This window comes from Streptomyces sp. NPDC086147, from assembly GCF_040702165.1.
In the GTDB taxonomy this organism is placed as follows: Bacteria; Actinomycetota; Actinomycetes; order Streptomycetales; family Streptomycetaceae; genus Streptomyces.
In genome coordinates this window covers 166225-185301 of record NZ_JBFBJO010000008.1, presented here as the reverse complement: position 1 = coordinate 185301, position 19077 = coordinate 166225, and the positions used below count along the sequence as shown (strand labels likewise).

Below are 19077 nucleotides of genomic sequence, written 5' to 3'. Positions count from 1 at the left end.
GGCCCGGGCGGGGCCAGGTCAGGCCGCCGGGCCGCTCCCGGCCGCCCGGCGGCGGCGTATCGCGGTCGTGGCCGCCAGGGCGAGGCCCAGGGCGGTGCCGACGCCGGCCACGGTGGCGGCGGTCTCCCCGGAGGCCTCGGTACGGGGCCCGGGGGCGGCCTGGGGGCCGGGAGCCGCCTGGGGTGCGGCCCCCCGGGCCGCGGCCTCCTGCGGCCCGTACCCGCCCGCCGCGCCCTTCTTCGCGTAGGCGGAGCCGGGGAGCTTGTCGCCGTACGCCCGTGCGACCCGCTCGCGGTACGCGGCGAGGCTCGTCCCGTTCTTCCCGACGGCCCGCACCGCGTCCTCGTCCAGCGGGAGCACCTTCGCGCCCTTCTGGACGTACCAGGCGTCGATCTGGGGTTCGCGGAAGACGAGGCCGCCGGGCAGCAGGCGCCCGCCCCGCTCCGCGTACCGGATCTCGTCGTCGCCGGTGGCGATGTTCACCACCTGCCAGCCGTCGGCCCCCCGGACCGTCCACAGGGAGGCCTTCCGCCCGTCCGGGGCGACGGCCCGGCTGGCGCGGAACTCGACGCGGGCGACCGGGGCCCCGGCCTTCCCGGCGACGAAGTCCGGGGAGAGGATCCGGACCGGGACGGAGGCGCCCTCGATCCGCGGGGCGCCCGCCGGACGGGCGGCGTCCGCGGCGGCCGCCCCGGCTCCCTTCCCGTCCCGGGCGAAGAACCGGGACAGGGTCTCCAGGGTCCCCGGCGCGCCGGCGGCCCGCTCGGGGGTGGGGGCGGACGGCAGGCTCTCGGCGGCGGACGCGGGGAACGTGCCGAGGGCGACGAGGGCGGCGGCGGTCAGGAGGCCGGCGGCGGTGGCACGCGCGCGTGCCGTGGTCGCGGTGATCACGGTGGTCACGCCCCGATCCGGTAGAGCGAGTGGGTCCAGGAGAAGGAGCCGTTGTCGACGTACCAGGCGTGCGAGGCCCAGTTGTAGCGGTCGCTGGAGGGCCAGGGGTCGCCCCAGTAGACCCAGCTGCTCGCGTCGTCGTAGCCGTAGATCACGTGCATGTGCCCGCCGCCGCTCGACCACTGGATCCGGGTCTCGATCGGCCGGTCGGCGTTGATCTCGGTCTGCACCGTGGGGTAGCGCAGCCAGCCGGTCACGTACGAGCCGGGGCGGACGCCGGCCCAGCTCAGACCGGTCTGGACGTTGCCGAGGGTGGCCTGGTTGTTGGGGCAGTCGTAGCCCTGCTGGCGGTTGAAGGCGGCGTTGCAGAACTGGTTCTGGCTGTAGCCGCGGCCGAACCAGGTGGCGATGGTGTTGCCGGCCGCCGCCCAGCACCAGTTGCTCTTCTGCTGGGCCTGCATGGCGATGTTCAGGCGCTTGGCGGCGAGGGCGGAGGCGTCCTCACCGGCCGGCGCGGCGGACGCCGAGGTGGTGGGGACGAGGAAGAGGGCGGCTGCGGCGAGTGCCGCGAGGTTCAGCTTTCTTCTGCGCATCGCGTTCCTCCCGGGTGGGGTGGGGGTGTGGAGGAGCGCGTCCGGACGCTGGTCAGGAGCATCTGCCGTTGTCCGGTCCGGGTCAACACGCTTCAATGCGGGATGACATCGGACTGTGAACGGTGTGACCCGGGTGTGAACGGACGCCCTCGGCCCACCTGCCCGCCCGTCCCCGGCGGTGCGACGGTCCGCTCCCCCACCGTGAACGTTCACCGAGGAGTCCTCGTGAGCCACACCGAGGCCGATCTTGCGCAGTTGCTGCACACCGGTCCCTTCCATCTGGCGCTGCGCACCGCGCTCGCCGTGCGCGGGCTGCCGCTCCAGCGGGTCCAGCACCATCTGGCGCACCGGGGCGTGAGGGTCGGGGTGACGAGTCTGAGCTACTGGCAGCAGGGCGCCCGCCGTCCGCAGCGGCCGGAGTCCCTGAAGGCCGTCCGGGCCCTGGAGGAGGTGCTCCAGCTCCCGGGCAACTCACTCCTGCGCCTGCTGTCGGAGGACACGGCCGCCCGGTCCGAGGTGGAGCGCCCGGCGGGCCGCTCGTACCGCTCGCTGGTGGAGGCGTCCGGCTCGGTGGAGGAGCTGCTCGCGGAGATGGAGTGCCCGACGGACGGGGGGCTGCACACGGTCGGGCACCACGAGCGGGTGCGGATCGGGGCCGGGCGGGAGCTGGTGGGGCGCGAGTCCCAGCACGTGGTGCGGGCGCACCGGGACGGAGTGGACCGCTATCTGGCCATCCACCACGGGGACCCGGGCTGCGACCCGTCGCGGGTGGTGGTGCGGGCGGTGGAGAACTGCCGGACCGGGCGGGTGCGGTGGCACGCGGGGACGGGGGTGCTGGTCGCGGAGCTGCTCTTCGACGCGCGGCTGCGCGCCGGGGACACGTACCTCTTCTCGTACGGCTTCGAGGACGGTACGGCGGGGGCGAGCGGGGAGTACGTGCGCGGGTTCAGCTTCGCGGGTGGGCAGTACGTGCTCCAGGTGCGCTTCGACGAGGCGGCGCTTCCGGTGCGGTGCCGGAGGTTCGCGCAGGTCTCGGCGGGGGCGCCGCGCGGCGGCCGCGCGGAGCTGACCCTGAGCGGCCGGCACCGCACGGTGCACCTGGTGGAGCAGGGGGTGCGCCCGGGGATCCTGGGGGTCGACTGGGACTGGTCCTGAACCGTCCGTGTGTCAGGCCTCGGGTCCTGAACCGTCCGTGTGTCAGGCCTCGGGTCCGGCGACGAGCTCGCCGCCCTCGACGCGGACCGGGACCTCGGGGAGCGGGACGGTGGCCGGGCCCCGGAGCGCCTTGCCGGTCGTGACGTCGAAGCGGCTGCCGTGGCAGGGGCAGTTGCCCTCGTTCTCCTCGACCTTGTCGAGCACGCAGCCCGCGTGGGTGCACTGGGCGCTGAAGGCCTTGTACTGGCCCTCGGCGGGGCAGCTCACCACGAGGCGCTGCTCGCGGTAGAGCTTGGAGCCGCCGACCGGGACCGCGTCCGGGGAGCCGAGGGAGACCGGGGCGGTCGGGGTCGGGACCTCGGCGTGGCCGAGCTTGGACTCGGTGGAGCAGGCGGCGACCCCCAGCCCGGCGGCACCGGCGAGGGCGGCGCCTTTCAGTACGGTGCGGCGGCTGGACTGGCCGGACATGAGCGCTCCACGGTGAGATCGGGGACAAGACACCCCAGCGGTGACCGAACCGACGATACCGGCGCGCTCCGCGCACGGGTCGCGGGGGCCGTGGGCCACACGCACGAGGACATGCGGATACGGCGATGCCCCCGGCGCGGACCCCCGCCGGTGTGACGGCGGGGGTCCGCGCCGGGGGCGCACCGGCCCGGCAGGGCCCCCGGGCGGGGCCCTGCCGGGTGACGGTCCGGGTCAGGCCTTGCGGGCCCGGGTCGCCGTCTTCTTGGCGGCGGCCTTGGTCGCGGTCGCCTTGGTGGCGGCCGTCTTCGTGGCGGCCGTCTTCTTCGCCGGGGCGGCCTTCGCGGTGGCGGCCTTCTTCGCCGTCGCCGTCTTCTTCGCCGCCGCCTTCTTCGTGCCGCGCGCCGCCGGGACCGCCGCGTCGCTGATCCGGTCGGCGCCGAGGATCTCGCGGAGGAACTTGCCGGTGTGGCTCGTCGGGACCGAGGCGACCTCCTCCGGCGTGCCCTCGGCGACCACCAGGCCGCCGCCGCTGCCGCCCTCCGGGCCCATGTCGACGACCCAGTCCGCGGTCTTGATGACGTCGAGGTTGTGCTCGATGACGATCACCGAGTTCCCCTTGTCGACCAGGCCGGAGAGGACCTTGATCAGCTTCGAGATGTCCTCGAAGTGCAGACCGGTGGTCGGCTCGTCCAGGACGTAGACCGTGCGGCCCGTCGAGCGCTTCTGGAGCTCGGAGGCGAGCTTCACGCGCTGGGCCTCGCCGCCGGAGAGCGTCGGCGCGGACTGCCCGAGGCGGACGTAGCCGAGGCCGACCTCGTTGAGCGTGCGCAGGTGACGGGCGATGGTCGGGACGGCCTCGAAGAAGTCGAGGGCCTCCTCGATCGGCATGTTCAGGACTTCGGCGATGGACTTGCCCTTGTAGTGGACCTCCAGGGTCTCCCGGTTGTACCGGTCGCCGTGGCAGACCTCGCACGGGACGTAGACGTCCGGGAGGAAGTTCATCTCGATCTTGATCGTGCCGTCGCCGGAGCAGTTCTCGCAGCGGCCGCCCTTGACGTTGAAGGAGAAGCGGCCGGGCAGGTAGCCCCGGACCTTGGCCTCCATCGTCTCGGCGAAGAGCTTGCGGACGTGGTCGAAGACGCCGGTGTAGGTCGCCGGGTTCGACCGGGGGGTGCGGCCGATCGGGGACTGGTCGACGTGCACGACCTTGTCGACGAGGTCGTCGCCGTCCACGCGCGTGTGCCGGCCGGGCACCGACTTGGCGCCGTTCAGCTCGCGCGCCAGGTGGGTGTAGAGGATGTCGTTGACCAGGGTCGACTTGCCGGAGCCGGAGACGCCGGTGACGGCGGTGAGGACGCCGAGCGGGAAGGAGACGTCGATGTCCCGCAGGTTGTTCTCGCGGGCCCCGTGCACGGTGAGCCTGCGCTCGGGGTCCACCGGCCGGCGGACGTCCGGGGTGGTGATCGCCCGGCGGCCGGACAGGTACTGCCCGGTCATCGACTCCTCGTTGGCGAGGAGTTCCTTCAGGGAGCCGGAGTGGACGACCTTGCCGCCGTGCTCGCCGGCGCCGGGGCCGATGTCCACGACCCAGTCGGCCACCTTGATGGTGTCCTCGTCGTGCTCGACCACGATGAGCGTGTTGCCCATGTCCCGGAGCCGCACCAGGGTCTCGATCAGCCGGTGGTTGTCGCGCTGGTGGAGGCCGATGGAGGGCTCGTCGAGCACGTAGAGCACGCCGACCAGGCCGGAGCCGATCTGGGTGGCGAGCCGGATGCGCTGGGCCTCGCCGCCGGAGAGCGTCCCGGCGGCCCGGTTGAGCGAGAGGTAGTCGAGGCCGACGTCGACGAGGAAGCGCAGCCGCTCGTTGACCTCCTTGAGGACCCTCTCGGCGATCTTCTTGTCCCGGGCGCTGAGGGTGAGCCGGGAGAGGAACTCGGCGCAGTCGCTGATGGACATCGCGGAGACCTCGGCGATGGACTTGTCCATGACCGTGACCGCGAGGACGATCGGCTTCAGCCGGGTGCCCTCGCAGGTGGGACACGGCACCTCGCGCATGTAGCCCTCGAAGCGCTCGCGGCTGGAGTCGCTCTCGGCCTCGGTGTGGCGCCGCTTGACGAAGGAGACGGCCCCCTCGAAGGCCGGGGTGGTGTACGCCCGCTCCCGCCCGTACCGGTTCCGGTAGCGGACCTCGACCTGGGTCTTGTGGCCGTGCATCAGCGCCTTCTTGGCGCGCTGCGGCAGGCCCGCGTACGGGATGTCCGTGCGGAAGCCGAGGGCCTGGGAGAGGCCGCCGATGAGCCGGCCGAAGTACTCCTTGGTGTGGCCGTGCGACCAGGGGTGGATGGCGCCCTCGTCGAGGGACTTGTCCTCGTCGGGGACGATCAGCTCCGGGTCGACCTCCATGCGGGTGCCGATGCCGGTGCAGTCCGGGCAGGCGCCGAAGGGCGAGTTGAAGGAGAAGGAGCGCGGCTCCAGCTCCTCGAAGGAGAGGTCGTCGTACGGGCAGTAGAGGTGCTCCGAGTACATCTTCTCGCGCTCGGGGTCGTCCTCGGGGAGGTCGACGAAGTCGAGCACGACCATGCCGCCGGAGAGTCCGAGCGCGGTCTCGACGGAGTCGGTGAGCCGGCGCTTGGCGCTGTCCTTGACGGTGAGGCGGTCGACGACCACCTCGATGGTGTGCTTCTCCTGCTTCTTCAGCGTCGGCGGCTCGCTGAGCTGCACGGTCGCGCCGTCGACCCGGGCCCGGCTGTAGCCCTTGGTCTGGAGGTCGGCGAAGAGGTCGGCGAACTCGCCCTTGCGCTCGCGCACGAGCGGGGAGAGCACCTGGAAGCGGCTGCCCTCGGGCAGCTCCAGGACCCTGTCGACGATGGCCTGCGGCGACTGGCGCGAGATGGGGCGGTGGCACTCGGGACAGTGCGGCTTGCCGATGCGCGCGAAGAGCAGGCGGAGGTAGTCGTAGACCTCCGTGATGGTGCCGACCGTCGAGCGCGGGTTGCGCGAGGTCGACTTCTGGTCGATGGAGACGGCGGGCGACAGACCTTCGATGAAGTCGACGTCCGGCTTGTCCATCTGGCCGAGGAACTGCCGGGCGTACGAGGAGAGCGACTCGACGTACCGGCGCTGCCCCTCGGCGAAGATCGTGTCGAACGCGAGGGAGGACTTGCCCGACCCCGAGAGCCCGGTGAAGACGATGAGGGAGTCACGCGGGAGATCGAGGGAGACGTTCTTGAGGTTGTGCTCGCGAGCGCCACGGACGATGAGACGGTCGGCCACGCCGGTCCGCACCTTTCTTGAGAGAGCGGATGTGCCTACACACCAACAACCGGGGACGCCGGATGCTTCCATCGAGCGTATAGCACGTACATTCGATTACCGGTCTTCCGGAGACCTCTTCACCCGAACGAGTGGTCCGGCCCGGTCGGCGCTAGGGTCGGCGCCATGATCGACCACGAGCGTGACCTTGTTTCCGTACAAGAGGCGACCGATCGGCTCCTGGAGGCCGCCGCCTCCTGGGACAACGCCGCGACGGCCGAGCCGTCACGGCTTCCCGGCTGGACCCGCGGCCATGTCCTCGCCCACCTCGCCCGCAACGCCGACGCCCTGGTGAACGTCTTCGAGGGACGGCCCATGTACCCGGACGCCGCCACCCGCGAGGCCGACATCGAGCGCGACGCGTACCGTCCGCTCGACGTGCAGCTCGCCGACGTGCGCGAGAGCGCCGACCGGCTGCGGGCGGTGTGCGAGAAGCCCGCCGACTGGGGCCGGACGGTCGAGCTGCGCAACGGCGTCACCGACAGCGCGGCCCGGGTCCCCTTCCGCCGCTGGGTGGAGGTGGAGCTGCACCACGTCGACCTGGGCGCCGGCTACGACCTGGAGGACCTGCCGGAGGAGTTCGTCCTGCGGGAGATCGAGTTCCTGGCCGACCGCTGGTCGGGGCGCCCGGAGGTGCCCCCGGTGACCCTCCGCCTCGATCCCGAGGAGGGCCCCGCCTGGCGCACCGGCGGCACCGGGGGAACCCCGGTGGTCCTCGCCGGCACCGGGCCCGACCTGCTCGGCTGGCTGTCCGGCCGCGGCGACAAGGGTGCCCGTCTCGTCGTCCTCTCCGGCGACGGCCTCCCGGACCTGCCCCCGCTATAGGCTGAGCGCATGACGTACAGCGGAGTGGTGAGGGTCGGCGGCCCTGCGGACGTGCACGAGCTGGCGGACCTGATGATCTCGAAGGTCGCGGTCGGTCCGATGGACAACAACGCGTACCTGCTGCGCTGCCGGGCCACCGGCGAGCAGCTGCTGATCGACGCGGCGAACGACGCCGGGACGCTGCTCACGCTGATCGGTGACGACGGCGTCGGCGCCGTCGTCACCACCCACCGGCACGGCGACCACTGGCAGGCCCTGGCCGAGGTGGTCGCCGCGACCGGCGCGCGCACCTACGCGGGCGCGTACGACGCGGAGGGCATCCCGGTCGCGACCGACGTGCCCGTCGAGGACGGCGACACGATCCGGGTGGGCCGGATCGGGCTGACCGCGCGCCGGCTCGTCGGCCACACCCCGGGCTCGATCGCCCTCGTCTACGACGACCCGCACGGCCACCCCCACGTCTTCACCGGCGACTGCCTCTTCCCCGGCGGCGTGGGCAACACCCACAAGGACCCGGAGGCCTTCGCGAGCCTCCTCCACGACGTGGAGACCAAGCTCTTCGAGGCCCTCCCGGACGAGTCCTGGGTCTACCCGGGCCACGGCAAGGACACGACGCTCGGTGACGAGCGCCCCCACCTCGCGGAGTGGCGCGAGCGCGGCTGGTGACCCGAGGGCGGACGGAGGGCGCGCGCCCCACCAGCGGCGCGCTCCCGCACGCCCCCGTAGCGGGGACGGCCGGCGGGTAGATCGCGGGACATGCACCGCCGTCACTCTCCGTCGCCACCCACCGGCCCTTCGATGGGCCGGATCGCCGCCGCCTCCCTGGTCGGCACCGCCATCGAGTTCTTCGACTTCTACGTCTACGGGACCGCCGCAGCCCTCGTCCTGGGGCCGCTCTTCTTCCCGACCTTCTCCCCGCTCGCCGGGACCCTGGCCGCCTTCGGCACCTTCGCCGTCGGCTTCGTGGCCCGGCCGCTGGGCTCGGTCCTCTTCGGCCACGTCGGCGACCGGTACGGCCGGCGCCCGGTCCTCTTCGCCTCGCTGCTCCTGACCGGCTGCGCCACGGTCGCGGTCGGCTGCCTCCCCACGTACGCGACGCTCGGCATCGCCGCCCCCGTGCTGCTGCTCCTGCTCCGCTTCCTCCAGGGGCTCGGCCTGGGCGGCGAGTGGGGCGGGGCGGTACTGCTCACCGCCGAGCATGCGCCGGAGCACCGGCGCGCGCTGTGGGCGAGCTTCCCGCAGATCGGCCCGGCGGTCGGCTTCCTCCTGGCGAACGGGGTGATGCTGGGGCTCACGGCCGGACTGAGCGACGCGGAGTTCCGCTCCTGGGGCTGGCGGGTGCCGTTCTGGGCCGCGGGACTGCTCGCAGCGGGCGGGCTGCTGCTGCGCTCCTCGCTCGCGGAGACCCCGCAGTTCGAGGAGCTGTCCGCGTCCGGGCGGCGCGCGGGCGCCCCGCTGACCGAGGTGGTCCGGGACCACTGGCGGCTGGTGCTGCTGACGGCGGGGGCCCTCGCCGTCGGGTACGCCGTCTTCTACGCGGTCTCCACCTGGGCCCTGGCCTACGGCACCGGGCGGCTCGGCCTGAGCGGCCCGGTGATGCTGGGTTGCGTCATGGCGGCGGTGGCGGTGATGGGCGCGGCCACCCCGTTCGCGGCGCTGCTCGCCGACCGCTGGGGCCGCCGGACGCTCTGCCTGGCCGGGTGCGCGGGCTGCGCGCTCTGGATGTTCCCGATGGTGGCGCTGCTGCACACCGCGCGGCCTCCGCTGATGTTCCTCGGCTTCCTGGGCGCGCTGCTGGCCTTCATCACCATGTTCGCGGTGGTCTCCGCGTACCTGCCGGAGCTGTACGAGCCCCGGGTCCGCTGCACGGGCGCGGCCGTGGGCTACAACCTCGCGGGCGTCCTCGGCGGCGCCCTGACCCCCCTCGCGGCCACCGCGCTCTCCGAGGGCGGCTCCGGCCCGCCGTGGGGCGTGGCGGCGTATCTGACCCTGGTGGCCCTGGTCAGCCTGGGCTGCTTCGCGCTCCTCCCGGAGACCCTCCCGGCCCGCACTGCGGTGAAGGAGCCCGCGCCCGTCTAGAACCCGTCCGGGACGGGAGCGCGGAAACGGCGAAGGCCGGCCGGGGAGGGGGTCCCGGGCCGGCCGTCGCCGTGTGTGCCGCGTCAGGCGCCGATGCTGTCCTTCTCGGTGCCGTCGGCGTCGGCCACGCTCTGGGCGGCTTCCCGCTCGGCCTGCCGCTTGGAGGCGATCAGGCTGGTGACCGTGGTGATGATCAGAACACCGCAGATGACCGCGAGGGAGACCGGGATGGAGATCTCCGGGACGTGCACCCCGGACTCGTGCAGGGCGTGCAGCACCAGCTTGACGCCGATGAAGCCGAGGATCACCGACAGGCCGTAGCTGAGGTGGACCAGCTTCTTGAGCAGGCCGCCGATCAGGAAGTACAGCTGCCGCAGGCCCATGAGGGCGAAGGCGTTGGCGGTGAAGACGATGTACGGGTCCTGGGTGAGGCCGAAGATCGCCGGGATGGAGTCGAGGGCGAAGAGGATGTCGGTGGTGCCGATGGCGAGCATGACCACCATCAGCGGGGTCATCACCCGCTTGCCGTTGGCCCGGATGAAGAGCTTGGTGCCGTGGTAGCGGTCGGCGACGCCGAACTTCTTCTCGACGCTCTTGAGGAGCCTGTTCTCCTCGAACTCGTCCTCCTCCTCGTCGGAGCGCGCCTCCTGGATGAGCTTCCAGGCGGTGTAGATCAGGAACGCGCCGAAGATGTAGAAGACCCAGGAGAAGCTCGCGATGATCGCGGCGCCGGCGGCGATGAAGATCGCGCGGAGTACCAGGGCGATCAGGACGCCGATCAGCAGCACGCGCTGCTGGAGGTGTGACGGCACCGAGAACTTCGCCATGATCAGGACGAAGACGAAGAGGTTGTCGACACTGAGCGACTTCTCGGTGATGTATCCGGCGAAGAACTCTCCGGACGCCTGGGCGTTGCCGAAGAAGAGCAGGCCGACCCCGAAGAGTGCGGCGAGCACGATCCAGACGATCGTCCAGATTCCGGCTTCCTTGACCGACACGTCATGGGGCTTGCGCCCGATGAAGAAGTCGGCACCGATCAGGGCACCCAGACCGAGAATGGTCAGGACCCACATGGTCGTTGAAACGTCCATTGCGCCTCCGGCGTCGTACGGCTACTGATCAGCGTCGTCGCTGCCGGAGGTCTCTTCCACCCGGGGGCGGGCTGACCGCCGCCGGGCCGACGCCCCGGGATCGGATCACTGGGATCCGTCCGTACTGACGGGCACGCCGCGCTTGGGGAGTACTCCCCTCCGCGTGAAGAACATTACCCGAAACACCAAGAGAAGGTAAAGGCGAGGCTAAAGGATCATCAAAACGCCAGCTCAGAACCGCTTCCCCCGGCGGGCGTCCGCCACCTGGGCGAGGACCTGCCGCAGCACCCCGCTGCCCGGCGGGAGCACCGGCGGCTCGTACGACCAGGCGTGTCCCACCCACGGGTCGGCGAGGTGGTCGTCGGGCACGGGGGTGAGCCGCAGCAGTGAGCGCCACAGGGGGTCGAGCAGCGGCCCGTACGCGGCCGCGTCCGCCCGGTCCGCCACCATCAGCAGGTGGACGCCGACCGAGGGGCCCTCGTCGGCGAGGTACCGCAGCCGGGTGACCGCCCGGTCGTCGAAGCCGTGCGGGAAGTCGTGCACGATCAGGAGCTGCCGGGCCGTGTCCAGGCCGGGCGGCAGCGCGTCGGTCGCACCGCCGCGCAGCGCCATCTGGAGCAGGTCGACCCGCTCGGTGAGCTGCTCCAGGACCGCCGAGACGCCGGCCGCGCCCCGGGCCGGCGGGGCGGCGAGGACGCCCGAGTCCACGAGCGGCGCGAGGGAGGCGGCGCCCGCTCCGGCCGCGTCGAGGACGTGGACGGAGAAGCCGTCCGCCGGGTGCGCCGCGAGCAGCCGGGCCGCGTGCGCGACCGCGCTGTCCAGGGCGAGCCGCCGCAGCTCGGTCTCGTCGAGGAGACCGGCCGCCTCCGAGTGGCCCCGGCCGCTGTCCACCCACAGCCCCCGCTCCAGCGGCAGCCGGACGAGCATGGGGATCCGCAGCTCGGCCCGCTCGGGCAGGTGGAGGTCGCCGAGCCGGACGGCCATCGGCTCCTCGGCCGGGACCCGGTAGGCGTGCCAGACGGGGTTGTCCCAGCGGGCGTAGGCGGGCGGCAGGGCCGGCTCGACCACCTCGGACTCGGCCGCGAGCTGGGCGAGGTCCCGGTCGAGGACCGCCCGGGCCCGCTCCACCAGCTCGTCGTGCCGGGCCCTGGCGGTCGCCCGGGCGGCGTCGTTCGCGCCCCCGTTCCGCGCGCGGTAGTCGGAGAGGGTCTGGTCCAGCTCACGGTCGAGCCGGGACTCCGCGAAGTCGCAGGCGCTGCGGTAGGCGGCGGCGGCGCGGGCCAGGTCCTCGAACATCCCCCACACCTGGTTGTACAGGCGCTCGTCCATGGACCAGCCGGAGGCGTCCCCGGCGACCGGCGCGGGCGGAGCCTGGGGCGGGGCCTGCGGCGGCTCCGGCGCGGCGGCGGGCCTGCGGCGCGGGTGGGAGTAGTCGATGGGGCCACCCGGGGCGCGCGTGTCCGTGCCCCGCGGCGGGGTCACCGGCACGGTCGGCGTCGGGTCGGAGACGACCGGCGGGAGGGGCGGGGGCGGAGGCGTGGGGTCCGAGGCCGCCGGGGAGGCGGGGGCCGGGACGACCGGGGTGGCCAGGGGCGTGGGGTGGTCCGAGCCGGTCGGGGCCACCGGGGCCGGGACGGCCGGGAGGGTGGCGGGGTCCGGGGCCGCCGGGAGCGCGGAGTCCGGGGCCGGGGGCGCCGACCGGGGCACCCGCTCCGGCTCGGGGGCGCGCGGCCGGGGGGCGGTGGCCGCGGGGGCGGGCTCCGGGGCGGCCGCCGCCAGGATCGCCGCGGCCGCGTCGGCGGACCGCTCCAGGCCCTGGTCGCCGAGGAGGGCGGCGAGCCCTCCGTCGTACCCCTGGCCCATGGCGCGGACCTTCCAGGCGCCCTGGCGGCGGTACAGCTCTAGGGCGACGACGGCGGACTCGCTGTCGAGCCCCGTGAGGGTGTAGCTGGCGATCTCGTCGCCGCCGGGTCCCGCGACGGCGACGAAGGGGGCGGCGACGGCCCCGAAGCGGGTGGCTCCGCCGTGTCCGGGCAGCGCCAGGAAGACCGAGATCCGGTGGACGGTCCCGGGCATCGCCGCCAGGTCGACGGAGAGGCGGTGGTCGGCCGCGGCGGCCCGGGAGACGTCGACGCCGGGGAGCGAGGGCGCGCCGGGGTGGGCGATCCACTCCGCGCCGGGGACCCTGCCCGCCTCGTCGCCGAGGGTGGCTCCGGCGAGGACCGGATGACCGGCCGACACCCGGATCTCCAGTCGGGTGTCGGGCAGGGGGTGGTTCTGCCCCCGGACCAGCTCGGCCGTCATCGACTCTGTCCCCTCGGTGCTTCCCGGCGCGGATTCGCGTGTTCCGGTGCGGTTCAAACGGGTCGTTCGCGGGCCGTCCGGATCAGGGCGCCGGACGGGTCATGCGGGACAGCTCCCGGCGGCGGCTGCCTCCGGGAGCTGTGGGTGCGGGGCGCGCGGGCCGCCTACAGGTGCGGCAGGATCGCCGGCATCAGGTCCTGGAAGGTGCGGCCGTTGGCCGGGTTGCCCAGGGCCGTCATCTGCCAGCCGGAGCCGGCCCGGTGCACCTTCGCCATGATCTGGGCGGTGTAGCGGCCGCCGCCATCGAGGGTGTAGCGCGCCAGCTCCTGCCCGTTCGTCTCGTCGACGAGCCGGCAGAAGGCGTTCTGCACCTCCTGGAACGTCTGGCCGGTGAAGGAGTTCACCGTGAAGACGATCTGGTCGATGTGGACCGGGATCCGCTCCAGGTCGACGAGGATCGCCTCGTCGTCGCCGCCCTGGCCGGCACCGCCCACCAGGTTGTCGCCGGTGTGCTTGACCGAGCCGTCGTCGCTGACCAGGTGCCGGAAGAAGACCACGTCGACCGGCTGCTTGTCGGCGAAGAGGACGGCCGAGGCGTCCAGGTCGATCTCGCGGGTGCGCGAGCCGAACAGACCGCGGCGCGGCGCCGCCTGCCAGCCGAGCCCCATCCGCACCTGGGTGAGGCTGCCCCCGCCCTGCTTCTCCAGGCTGATGGCCTGACCCTTGGTCATGTTCACGGTCACGCGCGTGCCCCTCTCGTTGCGTTCCCCGCGCCCGCGGTCCGGTGCGTGCGGTTGTTCAGCACCCTACGCAGGGTCACTGACACCGCGGAGGGGCGGTCCGGTTTTGTGTCGGTCTTGCAACACACCGGACCGCCTCCGGCCGGGCGGGGCCTGTTCGCCGGCGGCACGGACTCGCAGAGCAACCTGGGGACCGCCTCCGGCCGGGCGGGACCCGCCGTCAGGCGAGGCCCGCCTCCTTCATCTGGCGCAGCTCCTTCTTCAGTTCTCCCACCTCGTCGCGGAGCCGGGCCGCCACCTCGAACTGGAGCTCGGCTGCGGCGGCGCGCATCCGGTCCGTCATCTCCTCGATGATCGCGGCCAGTTCGGTGGCGGGCCGGTCGCCGAGCTCGACCGTGGACCCGGCCCTGCCCCGGCCCTTGGACGCGTGCGCGGCGAGCGCGGGGACGGGGGTCTTGGCGCCCTTGCCCTCCTTCGCCTGGCGGTAGCCGGTGCCGAGCAGTTCCTCGGTGTCGATCTCCTCGCGCGCGATGGTCGCCACGATGTCGTTGATCTTCTTGCGGAGCGGCTGCGGGTCGATGCCGTGCTCCGTGTTGTACGCGATCTGCTTCTCGCGGCGCCGGTTGGTCTCGTCGATGGCCTGCTCCATCGCCGGGGTGATCCGGTCCGCGTACATGTGGACCTGGCCCGAGACGTTCCGCGCGGCGCGGCCGATCGTCTGGATGAGGGAGGTCCCGGAGCGCAGGAAGCCCTGCTTGTCGGCGTCGAGGATGGCGACCAGGGACACCTCGGGGAGGTCGAGGCCCTCCCGGAGGAGGTTGATGCCGACCAGGACGTCGTACTCACCGGCGCGCAGCTCGCGCAGCAGCTCGATGCGGCGCAGGGTGTCGACGTCGCTGTGCAGGTAGCGCACCTGGATGCCGAGCTCCAGGAAGTAGTCGGTGAGGTCCTCGGCCATCTTCTTGGTGAGGGTGGTGACGAGGACCCGCTCGTCCCGCTCGGTGCGCAGCCGGATCTCGTGGACCAGGTCGTCGATCTGGCCCTCGGTGGGCTTGACGACGACCTCGGGGTCGACGAGGCCGGTGGGGCGGATGATCTGCTCGACGAAGCCGTCGCCCCGGGAGAGCTCGTACGTGCCGGGGGTCGCGGAGAGGTAGACGGTCTGGCCGATCCGCTTCTGGAACTCCTCCCACTTCAGCGGGCGGTTGTCGAGGGCCGACGGGAGCCGGAAGCCGTGGTCGACCAGGGTCCGCTTGCGGGAGGCGTCGCCCTCGTACATGGCGCCGATCTGCGGCACGGTGACGTGCGACTCGTCGATGACGAGCAGGAAGTCCTCGGGGAAGTAGTCCAGGAGCGTGTTGGGCGCGGAGCCGGGCTCGCGTCCGTCGAAGTGCATCGAGTAGTTCTCGATGCCGGAGCAGGAGCCGATCTGGCGCATCATCTCGATGTCGTACGTGGTCCGCATGCGCAGCCGCTGGGACTCCAGGTGCTTGCCCTGCTTGTCCAGCTCGGCGAGACGGCCCTCCAGCTCGCGCTCGATGTCGTTGACGGCCCGCTCCATGCGCTCGGGTCCGGCGACGTAGTGGCTGGCCGGGAAGACGTACAGGTGCTCGTCCTCGCTGATGACCTCGCCGGTGAGCGGGTGGAGGGTGGAGAGGGCCTCGATCTCGTCGCCGAACATCTCGATGCGGACGGCGAGCTCCTCGTACACCGGGAAGATCTCGATGGTGTCGCCGCGGACGCGGAAGGTGCCGCGGGTGAACGCCAGGTCGTTCCGGGTGTACTGGATGTCGACGAAGCGGCGGAGGAGCTGGTCGCGGTCGATCTCCTCGCCGACCTTGAGCGGGACCATCCGGTCCACGTACTCCTGGGGCGTGCCGAGGCCGTAGATGCAGGAGACGGAGGCGACGACGATCACGTCCCGGCGGGTGAGCAGGGAGTTCGTCGCGGAGTGGCGCAGCCGCTCCACCTCCTCGTTGATGGAGGAGTCCTTCTCGATGTAGGTGTCCGACTGCGGGACGTACGCCTCGGGCTGGTAGTAGTCGTAGTACGAGACGAAGTACTCGACGGCGTTGTTGGGCAGGAGCTCGCGGAACTCGTTCGCCAGCTGGGCGGCCAGCGTCTTGTTCGGCGCCATCACCAGGGTGGGGCGCTGGAGCTTCTCGATCATCCAGGCGGTGGTCGCCGACTTGCCGGTGCCGGTGGCACCGAGGAGGACGACGTCCTTCTCGCCCGCGCGGATCCGCCGCTCGAGGTCGGCGATGGCCGTCGGCTGGTCGCCGCTGGGCTGGTAGGAGCTGACGACCTCGAAGGGCGCCACCGTACGTTCGATCTTGGAAACGGGCCGCATGCAACCACCGTACGACCCGGCACTGACACTCGGGCGGCGATCGGCTCACCGCACGGCCTCCGGGCGGCTCGTCACCAGTCCTGGGAGCGGTGCACGCCGTGCAGCGCGGCGGTCCTGCGGATGGCGCGGCGGGTGGGTCGGCGGGCGGGCTCGCCGTAGTGGGTCGGCACGTGGCGCGGGGCGGGCACACCGGGGCGGTGCACGGTCCGGGCCGGGGTCCGCCTCCATTCGGGGTCGCCCATCACGAGCAGCGGGTCGAACATGACGACGACCGCGGCGAGGATCAGGAAGACCGCCGGGCCGATCAGCATCGGCAGGAGGAGCGAGGCGGCGGGGGCGGTGGCGGCCCCGGGGGCCACGGCCCCGTTCAGGTGGACGGTGACGGCGGCCATGGCCGTGTAGTGCATACCACTGACGGCGACGCCCATCACCAGGCTCGCACCGAGACTGGCCAGAAACCCATGGACGGAGACGGCCGCCCAGAGGGCCGTGGTGGCGGCCACGACGGCGATGACTACGGAGAGGGCCACGGTCGCCGTGTCGTACTCGACGCGGCCGTGGAGGCGCATGCCGGCCATGCCGAGGTAGTGCATGGTGGCGATGCCGAGACCGGTGATGGTGCCGCCGGTGACCAGGGTGAGGGCGGTCGCCCCGCGGTAACCGACGATGAGGATGCCGATGCCGACCATGAGGATGGCGACGCCCAGGCTGGCGAAGGTGAGGGGCCGGTCGTAGTCGACCGGGGCCTGCTGGACCGAGAAGCCCATCATGGCGATGAAGTGCATGGTCCAGATGCCGGTGCCGATCGAGGTGGCGCCGAGGACGAGCCAGCCCGCCTTGAAGCTGTCGCGGTGGCGGAGGGATCTGGTGGTGCACCTCAGACCGAGGGCGCCGCCGAGGCAGGCCATGAGGAACGAGGCCACCGGGGTGACGAGCCCGTAACTGAATCCGTCGACCGTGCCCTGCATGAGCTGTGCCCTCCACCCCTGGTGCGACGTCGGCCGAAAACAGTCGGTTCCGTCGGCTCCTGACTCCCCGGGGCGAGATTATGGCGCGCGGAAGTCGCGGCGACCATGTGACCGGGGAATTTCCCTTCGTGAGTCCGGAGCGAGACCGGTCCGTGATCTTGGCGCCGGTCCCGGACGGCTGCACGTGGTCGCGGCCGGGTTGTCGGTGGGGGGTCGTAGCGTGGTCGGCATGGACATCGAAGCGGTGGAGTGGGCGGTCGTGGAGAGCGACGTCGGGCCGCTCTTCCTCGCCGCGACCGGGCGGGGGCTCGTACGGGTCGGGTTCCACGCGGACGCGGTGCGGCGGGAGCAGATGCCGGACCGGCTGGGGTCCCGGCTCGGCGCGGAGCCGGTGGAGCGCGCCTCGGGGCTGCTCGCGGAGCCGATACGCCGGCTGGAGCGGTACTTCGCGGGCGATCCGGACGAGTTCGACCTGCCCCTGGACTGGAGCCTGACGGCCGGGTTCAACCGGCAGGTGCTGCGCGAGCTGGCGACCGGCGTCCCGTACGGGACGGTCGTCGGGTACGGGGAGCTGGCGAGGCGCGTGGGGCAGCCGGGCGCCGCGCAGGCGGTGGGGGCGGCGATGGGTTCCAATCCGCTGCCGGTGGTGGTGCCGTGCCACCGCGTGGTGGAGAGCGACGGCGGGCTCGGGGGCTTCGGGGGCGGCCTGGAGACCAAGCGGCGGCTGCTGGCCCTTGAGGGGGTGCTGCCGGCGCTGTTGTTCTGAGGGGGGTGTTCCGGGGTGTTCTGAGGGGGGTGCCGTTCTGGAGGGGGCTGTTCTGAGGGGCGCTGCTCCGATGGGCGTCGCAGGACGGAGGGGCGCTGCCGGACGGGGCGCGTCGGCGGGCGGAGGCGCGTCGGTGATCGGGACGTTCCCATCAGGTGGGACGGCTGGCACACTCTCGTAAGTGACCCAGACCCCCGGTGCCCCTGACGCCACCCTGCCCGGCCGCATACCCGGCCCCGCCCCCGTCACCGCCGCCGAACTGCCCGCGCTGCGCCGCCGCGTCCAGGCCGTGCTGATCGCCACCCAGATCCTCGGCGGACTCGGCATCGCCATCGGTGTCGCGCTCGCCGCCGTCCTGGCCACGGAGGTCGGCGGCACCGAGGCGCTGGCCGGTCTGGCGTCGACGGCGACGGTGGCCGGTCCCGCGCTCCTCGCCATGCCGCTGGCCGCCCTGATGGCCTCGCGGGGGCGCCGGGCGGGGCTCGTCCTCGCGTATCTGCTCGGGGCGGTGGGCGCCGGGGTCGTGGTGCTCGGGGCGGTCGTCGGGAGCTTCGCCCTGCTGCTCGTCGGGCTCGTCGGCTTCGGCGCCGGTTCCTCGGCCAATCTGGCGGCCCGTTTCGCCGCCGCCGACCTGGCCGAGCCGGACCACCGGGCCCGGGCCATCTCCACGGTGGTGTGGGCGACCACGATCGGCGCGGTGCTCGGGCCGAACGTCGCGGCGCCCGCCGGGAAGAGCGTCGCGGACCTCGGCATACCGGCCACGGCGGGCCCCTTCGTCTGGGCCGCCGGCGTCTTCGTGGTCTCCGCGGCCGTGGTGGCCCTGCTGCTGCGCCCGGACCCGCTGCTCACCGCCCGCGCGCTGACCGACGAGGACCCGGGCGGGAAGGCGGCGGTCGAGGGCCGCTCCCTGCGGGCCGGGATGCGGGCGGTGCGGGAGTCCCCGAAGGCCCGGCTCGCCCTGGTCACCGTCGCGGGCTCGCACACCGCCATGGTGTCGATCATGTCGATGACCCCGGTGGCGCTCACCCACCACGGCGCGGACATCCAGCTGATCGGCCTCGTCATCAGCGGCCACATCGCGGGCATGTACGCCTTCTCGCCGCTGATGGGCTGGCTCTCCGACCGGCTGGGGCGCCTGTCGGTGATCGGGCTCGCGGTCGGGCTGATCGGCGTGGCGGCGCTCGTCGCGGGCACGGCCGGGGCGAGCCACGGCCGGGTCGCCCTGGGGCTCTTCGTCCTCGGCCTGGGCTGGTCCGCGGGGCTCGTGTCCGGTTCGGCGCTGCTCACGGACTCGGTGCCGCAGGCCGCCCGGGCCGCCGTCCAGGGGCTCTCCGACTTCATCATGAACACGGCCGCCGGGCTCGGCGGCCTCGCGGCGGGCCTGATCGTCTCGCAGGCGGGCTACGGACCGCTGAACGCGATCGCCGCCTGCCTGCTCCTTCCGATGGCGGCGCTCGCCCTGCGGAGCGTCTTCCGGAAGGCCTGAGCCGAACTCCCGGAAGACGCGCCGTCAGCGCGGCGCCGCCAGGAGGAGG

Annotated in this window: 15 protein-coding genes; 6 read left to right on the top strand and 9 right to left on the bottom strand. The window is 72.8% G+C overall.

Translation table 11 applies throughout. The features are described from left to right. Positions 1-18: 18 nt before the first annotated feature. Positions 19-900, bottom strand: coding sequence for a hypothetical protein (locus AB0398_RS19685; protein ID WP_366376712.1), 882 nt, complete (start codon positions 898-900; stop codon positions 19-21). Next, on the bottom strand, positions 897-1484 hold the full coding sequence (locus AB0398_RS19680) for a papain-like cysteine protease family protein (protein WP_366376710.1): 588 nt from the start codon (positions 1482-1484) through the stop codon (positions 897-899). Before AB0398_RS19680 ends, AB0398_RS19685 begins: the two co-directional genes overlap by 4 nt. 225 nt (positions 1485-1709) lie before the next feature. Here AB0398_RS19680 and AB0398_RS19675 point away from each other — a divergent pair, with 225 nt between their 5' ends. Then, positions 1710-2639 (top strand): hypothetical protein, encoded by a 930-nt coding sequence (locus tag AB0398_RS19675; RefSeq protein WP_366376708.1) that lies wholly within the window; start codon positions 1710-1712, stop codon positions 2637-2639. A 42-nt stretch (positions 2640-2681) separates the two neighbouring features. Here AB0398_RS19675 and AB0398_RS19670 read toward each other — a convergent pair whose 3' ends face one another. Together AB0398_RS19670 and uvrA are read right to left on the bottom strand one after the other, a co-directional pair. Then, entirely contained in the window at positions 2682-3107 is a 426-nt protein-coding gene (locus AB0398_RS19670; RefSeq protein WP_366376706.1) for a Rieske (2Fe-2S) protein, read from the bottom strand. A 231-nt stretch (positions 3108-3338) separates the two neighbouring features. Further along, positions 3339-6380, bottom strand: a complete 3042-nt coding sequence (uvrA, locus tag AB0398_RS19665) for an excinuclease ABC subunit UvrA (RefSeq protein WP_366376704.1) — start codon at positions 6378-6380, stop codon at positions 3339-3341. A 165-nt stretch (positions 6381-6545) separates the two neighbouring features. Between uvrA and AB0398_RS19660 the strand changes: the two genes are divergently transcribed. The 3 genes from AB0398_RS19660 (at position 6546) to AB0398_RS19650 (ending at position 9323) form a co-directional block, all read left to right on the top strand. Next, positions 6546-7244, top strand: coding sequence for a maleylpyruvate isomerase family mycothiol-dependent enzyme (locus tag AB0398_RS19660; RefSeq protein WP_366376702.1), 699 nt, complete (start codon positions 6546-6548; stop codon positions 7242-7244). 9 nt (positions 7245-7253) lie between these two features. Beyond that, positions 7254-7910, top strand: coding sequence for an MBL fold metallo-hydrolase (locus AB0398_RS19655; protein ID WP_366376700.1), 657 nt, complete (start codon positions 7254-7256; stop codon positions 7908-7910). Positions 7911-8042: 132 nt separating this feature from the next. Further along, positions 8043-9323 (top strand): MFS transporter, encoded by a 1281-nt coding sequence (locus tag AB0398_RS19650; RefSeq protein WP_366376914.1) that lies wholly within the window; start codon positions 8043-8045, stop codon positions 9321-9323. Positions 9324-9406: 83 nt separating this feature from the next. On the opposite strand, the gene AB0398_RS19645 is transcribed toward AB0398_RS19650, so the two are convergent. The 5 genes from AB0398_RS19645 to AB0398_RS19625 form a co-directional block, all read right to left on the bottom strand. Continuing rightward, positions 9407-10414, bottom strand: a complete 1008-nt coding sequence (locus AB0398_RS19645; protein WP_366376698.1) for a TerC family protein — start codon at positions 10412-10414, stop codon at positions 9407-9409. Between the two features lie 231 nt (positions 10415-10645). Beyond that, entirely contained in the window at positions 10646-12718 is a 2073-nt protein-coding gene (locus AB0398_RS19640) for a TerD family protein (protein ID WP_366376696.1), read from the bottom strand. Between the two features lie 164 nt (positions 12719-12882). Continuing rightward, positions 12883-13461 carry a TerD family protein gene (locus AB0398_RS19635; protein ID WP_366376694.1) on the bottom strand — a complete coding sequence of 193 codons (579 nt, stop codon included), beginning with the start codon at positions 13459-13461 and terminating at the stop codon, positions 12883-12885. Positions 13462-13678: 217 nt separating this feature from the next. Further along, positions 13679-15808 carry an excinuclease ABC subunit UvrB gene (gene uvrB, locus AB0398_RS19630; protein WP_366376692.1) on the bottom strand — a complete coding sequence of 710 codons (2130 nt, stop codon included), beginning with the start codon at positions 15806-15808 and terminating at the stop codon, positions 13679-13681. Between the two features lie 71 nt (positions 15809-15879). Then, on the bottom strand, positions 15880-16776 hold the full coding sequence (locus AB0398_RS19625; protein WP_366376690.1) for an MHYT domain-containing protein: 897 nt from the start codon (positions 16774-16776) through the stop codon (positions 15880-15882). A gap of 229 nt (positions 16777-17005) precedes the next feature. Here AB0398_RS19625 and AB0398_RS19620 point away from each other — a divergent pair, with 229 nt between their 5' ends. Further along, positions 17006-17542: a methylated-DNA--[protein]-cysteine S-methyltransferase gene (locus AB0398_RS19620; RefSeq protein ID WP_366376688.1), complete on the top strand. Its 537-nt coding sequence runs from the start codon at positions 17006-17008 to the stop codon at positions 17540-17542. Positions 17543-17723: 181 nt separating this feature from the next. Further along, positions 17724-19028, top strand: coding sequence for an MFS transporter (locus tag AB0398_RS19615; RefSeq protein WP_366376687.1), 1305 nt, complete (start codon positions 17724-17726; stop codon positions 19026-19028). Positions 19029-19077 lie beyond the last annotated feature (49 nt).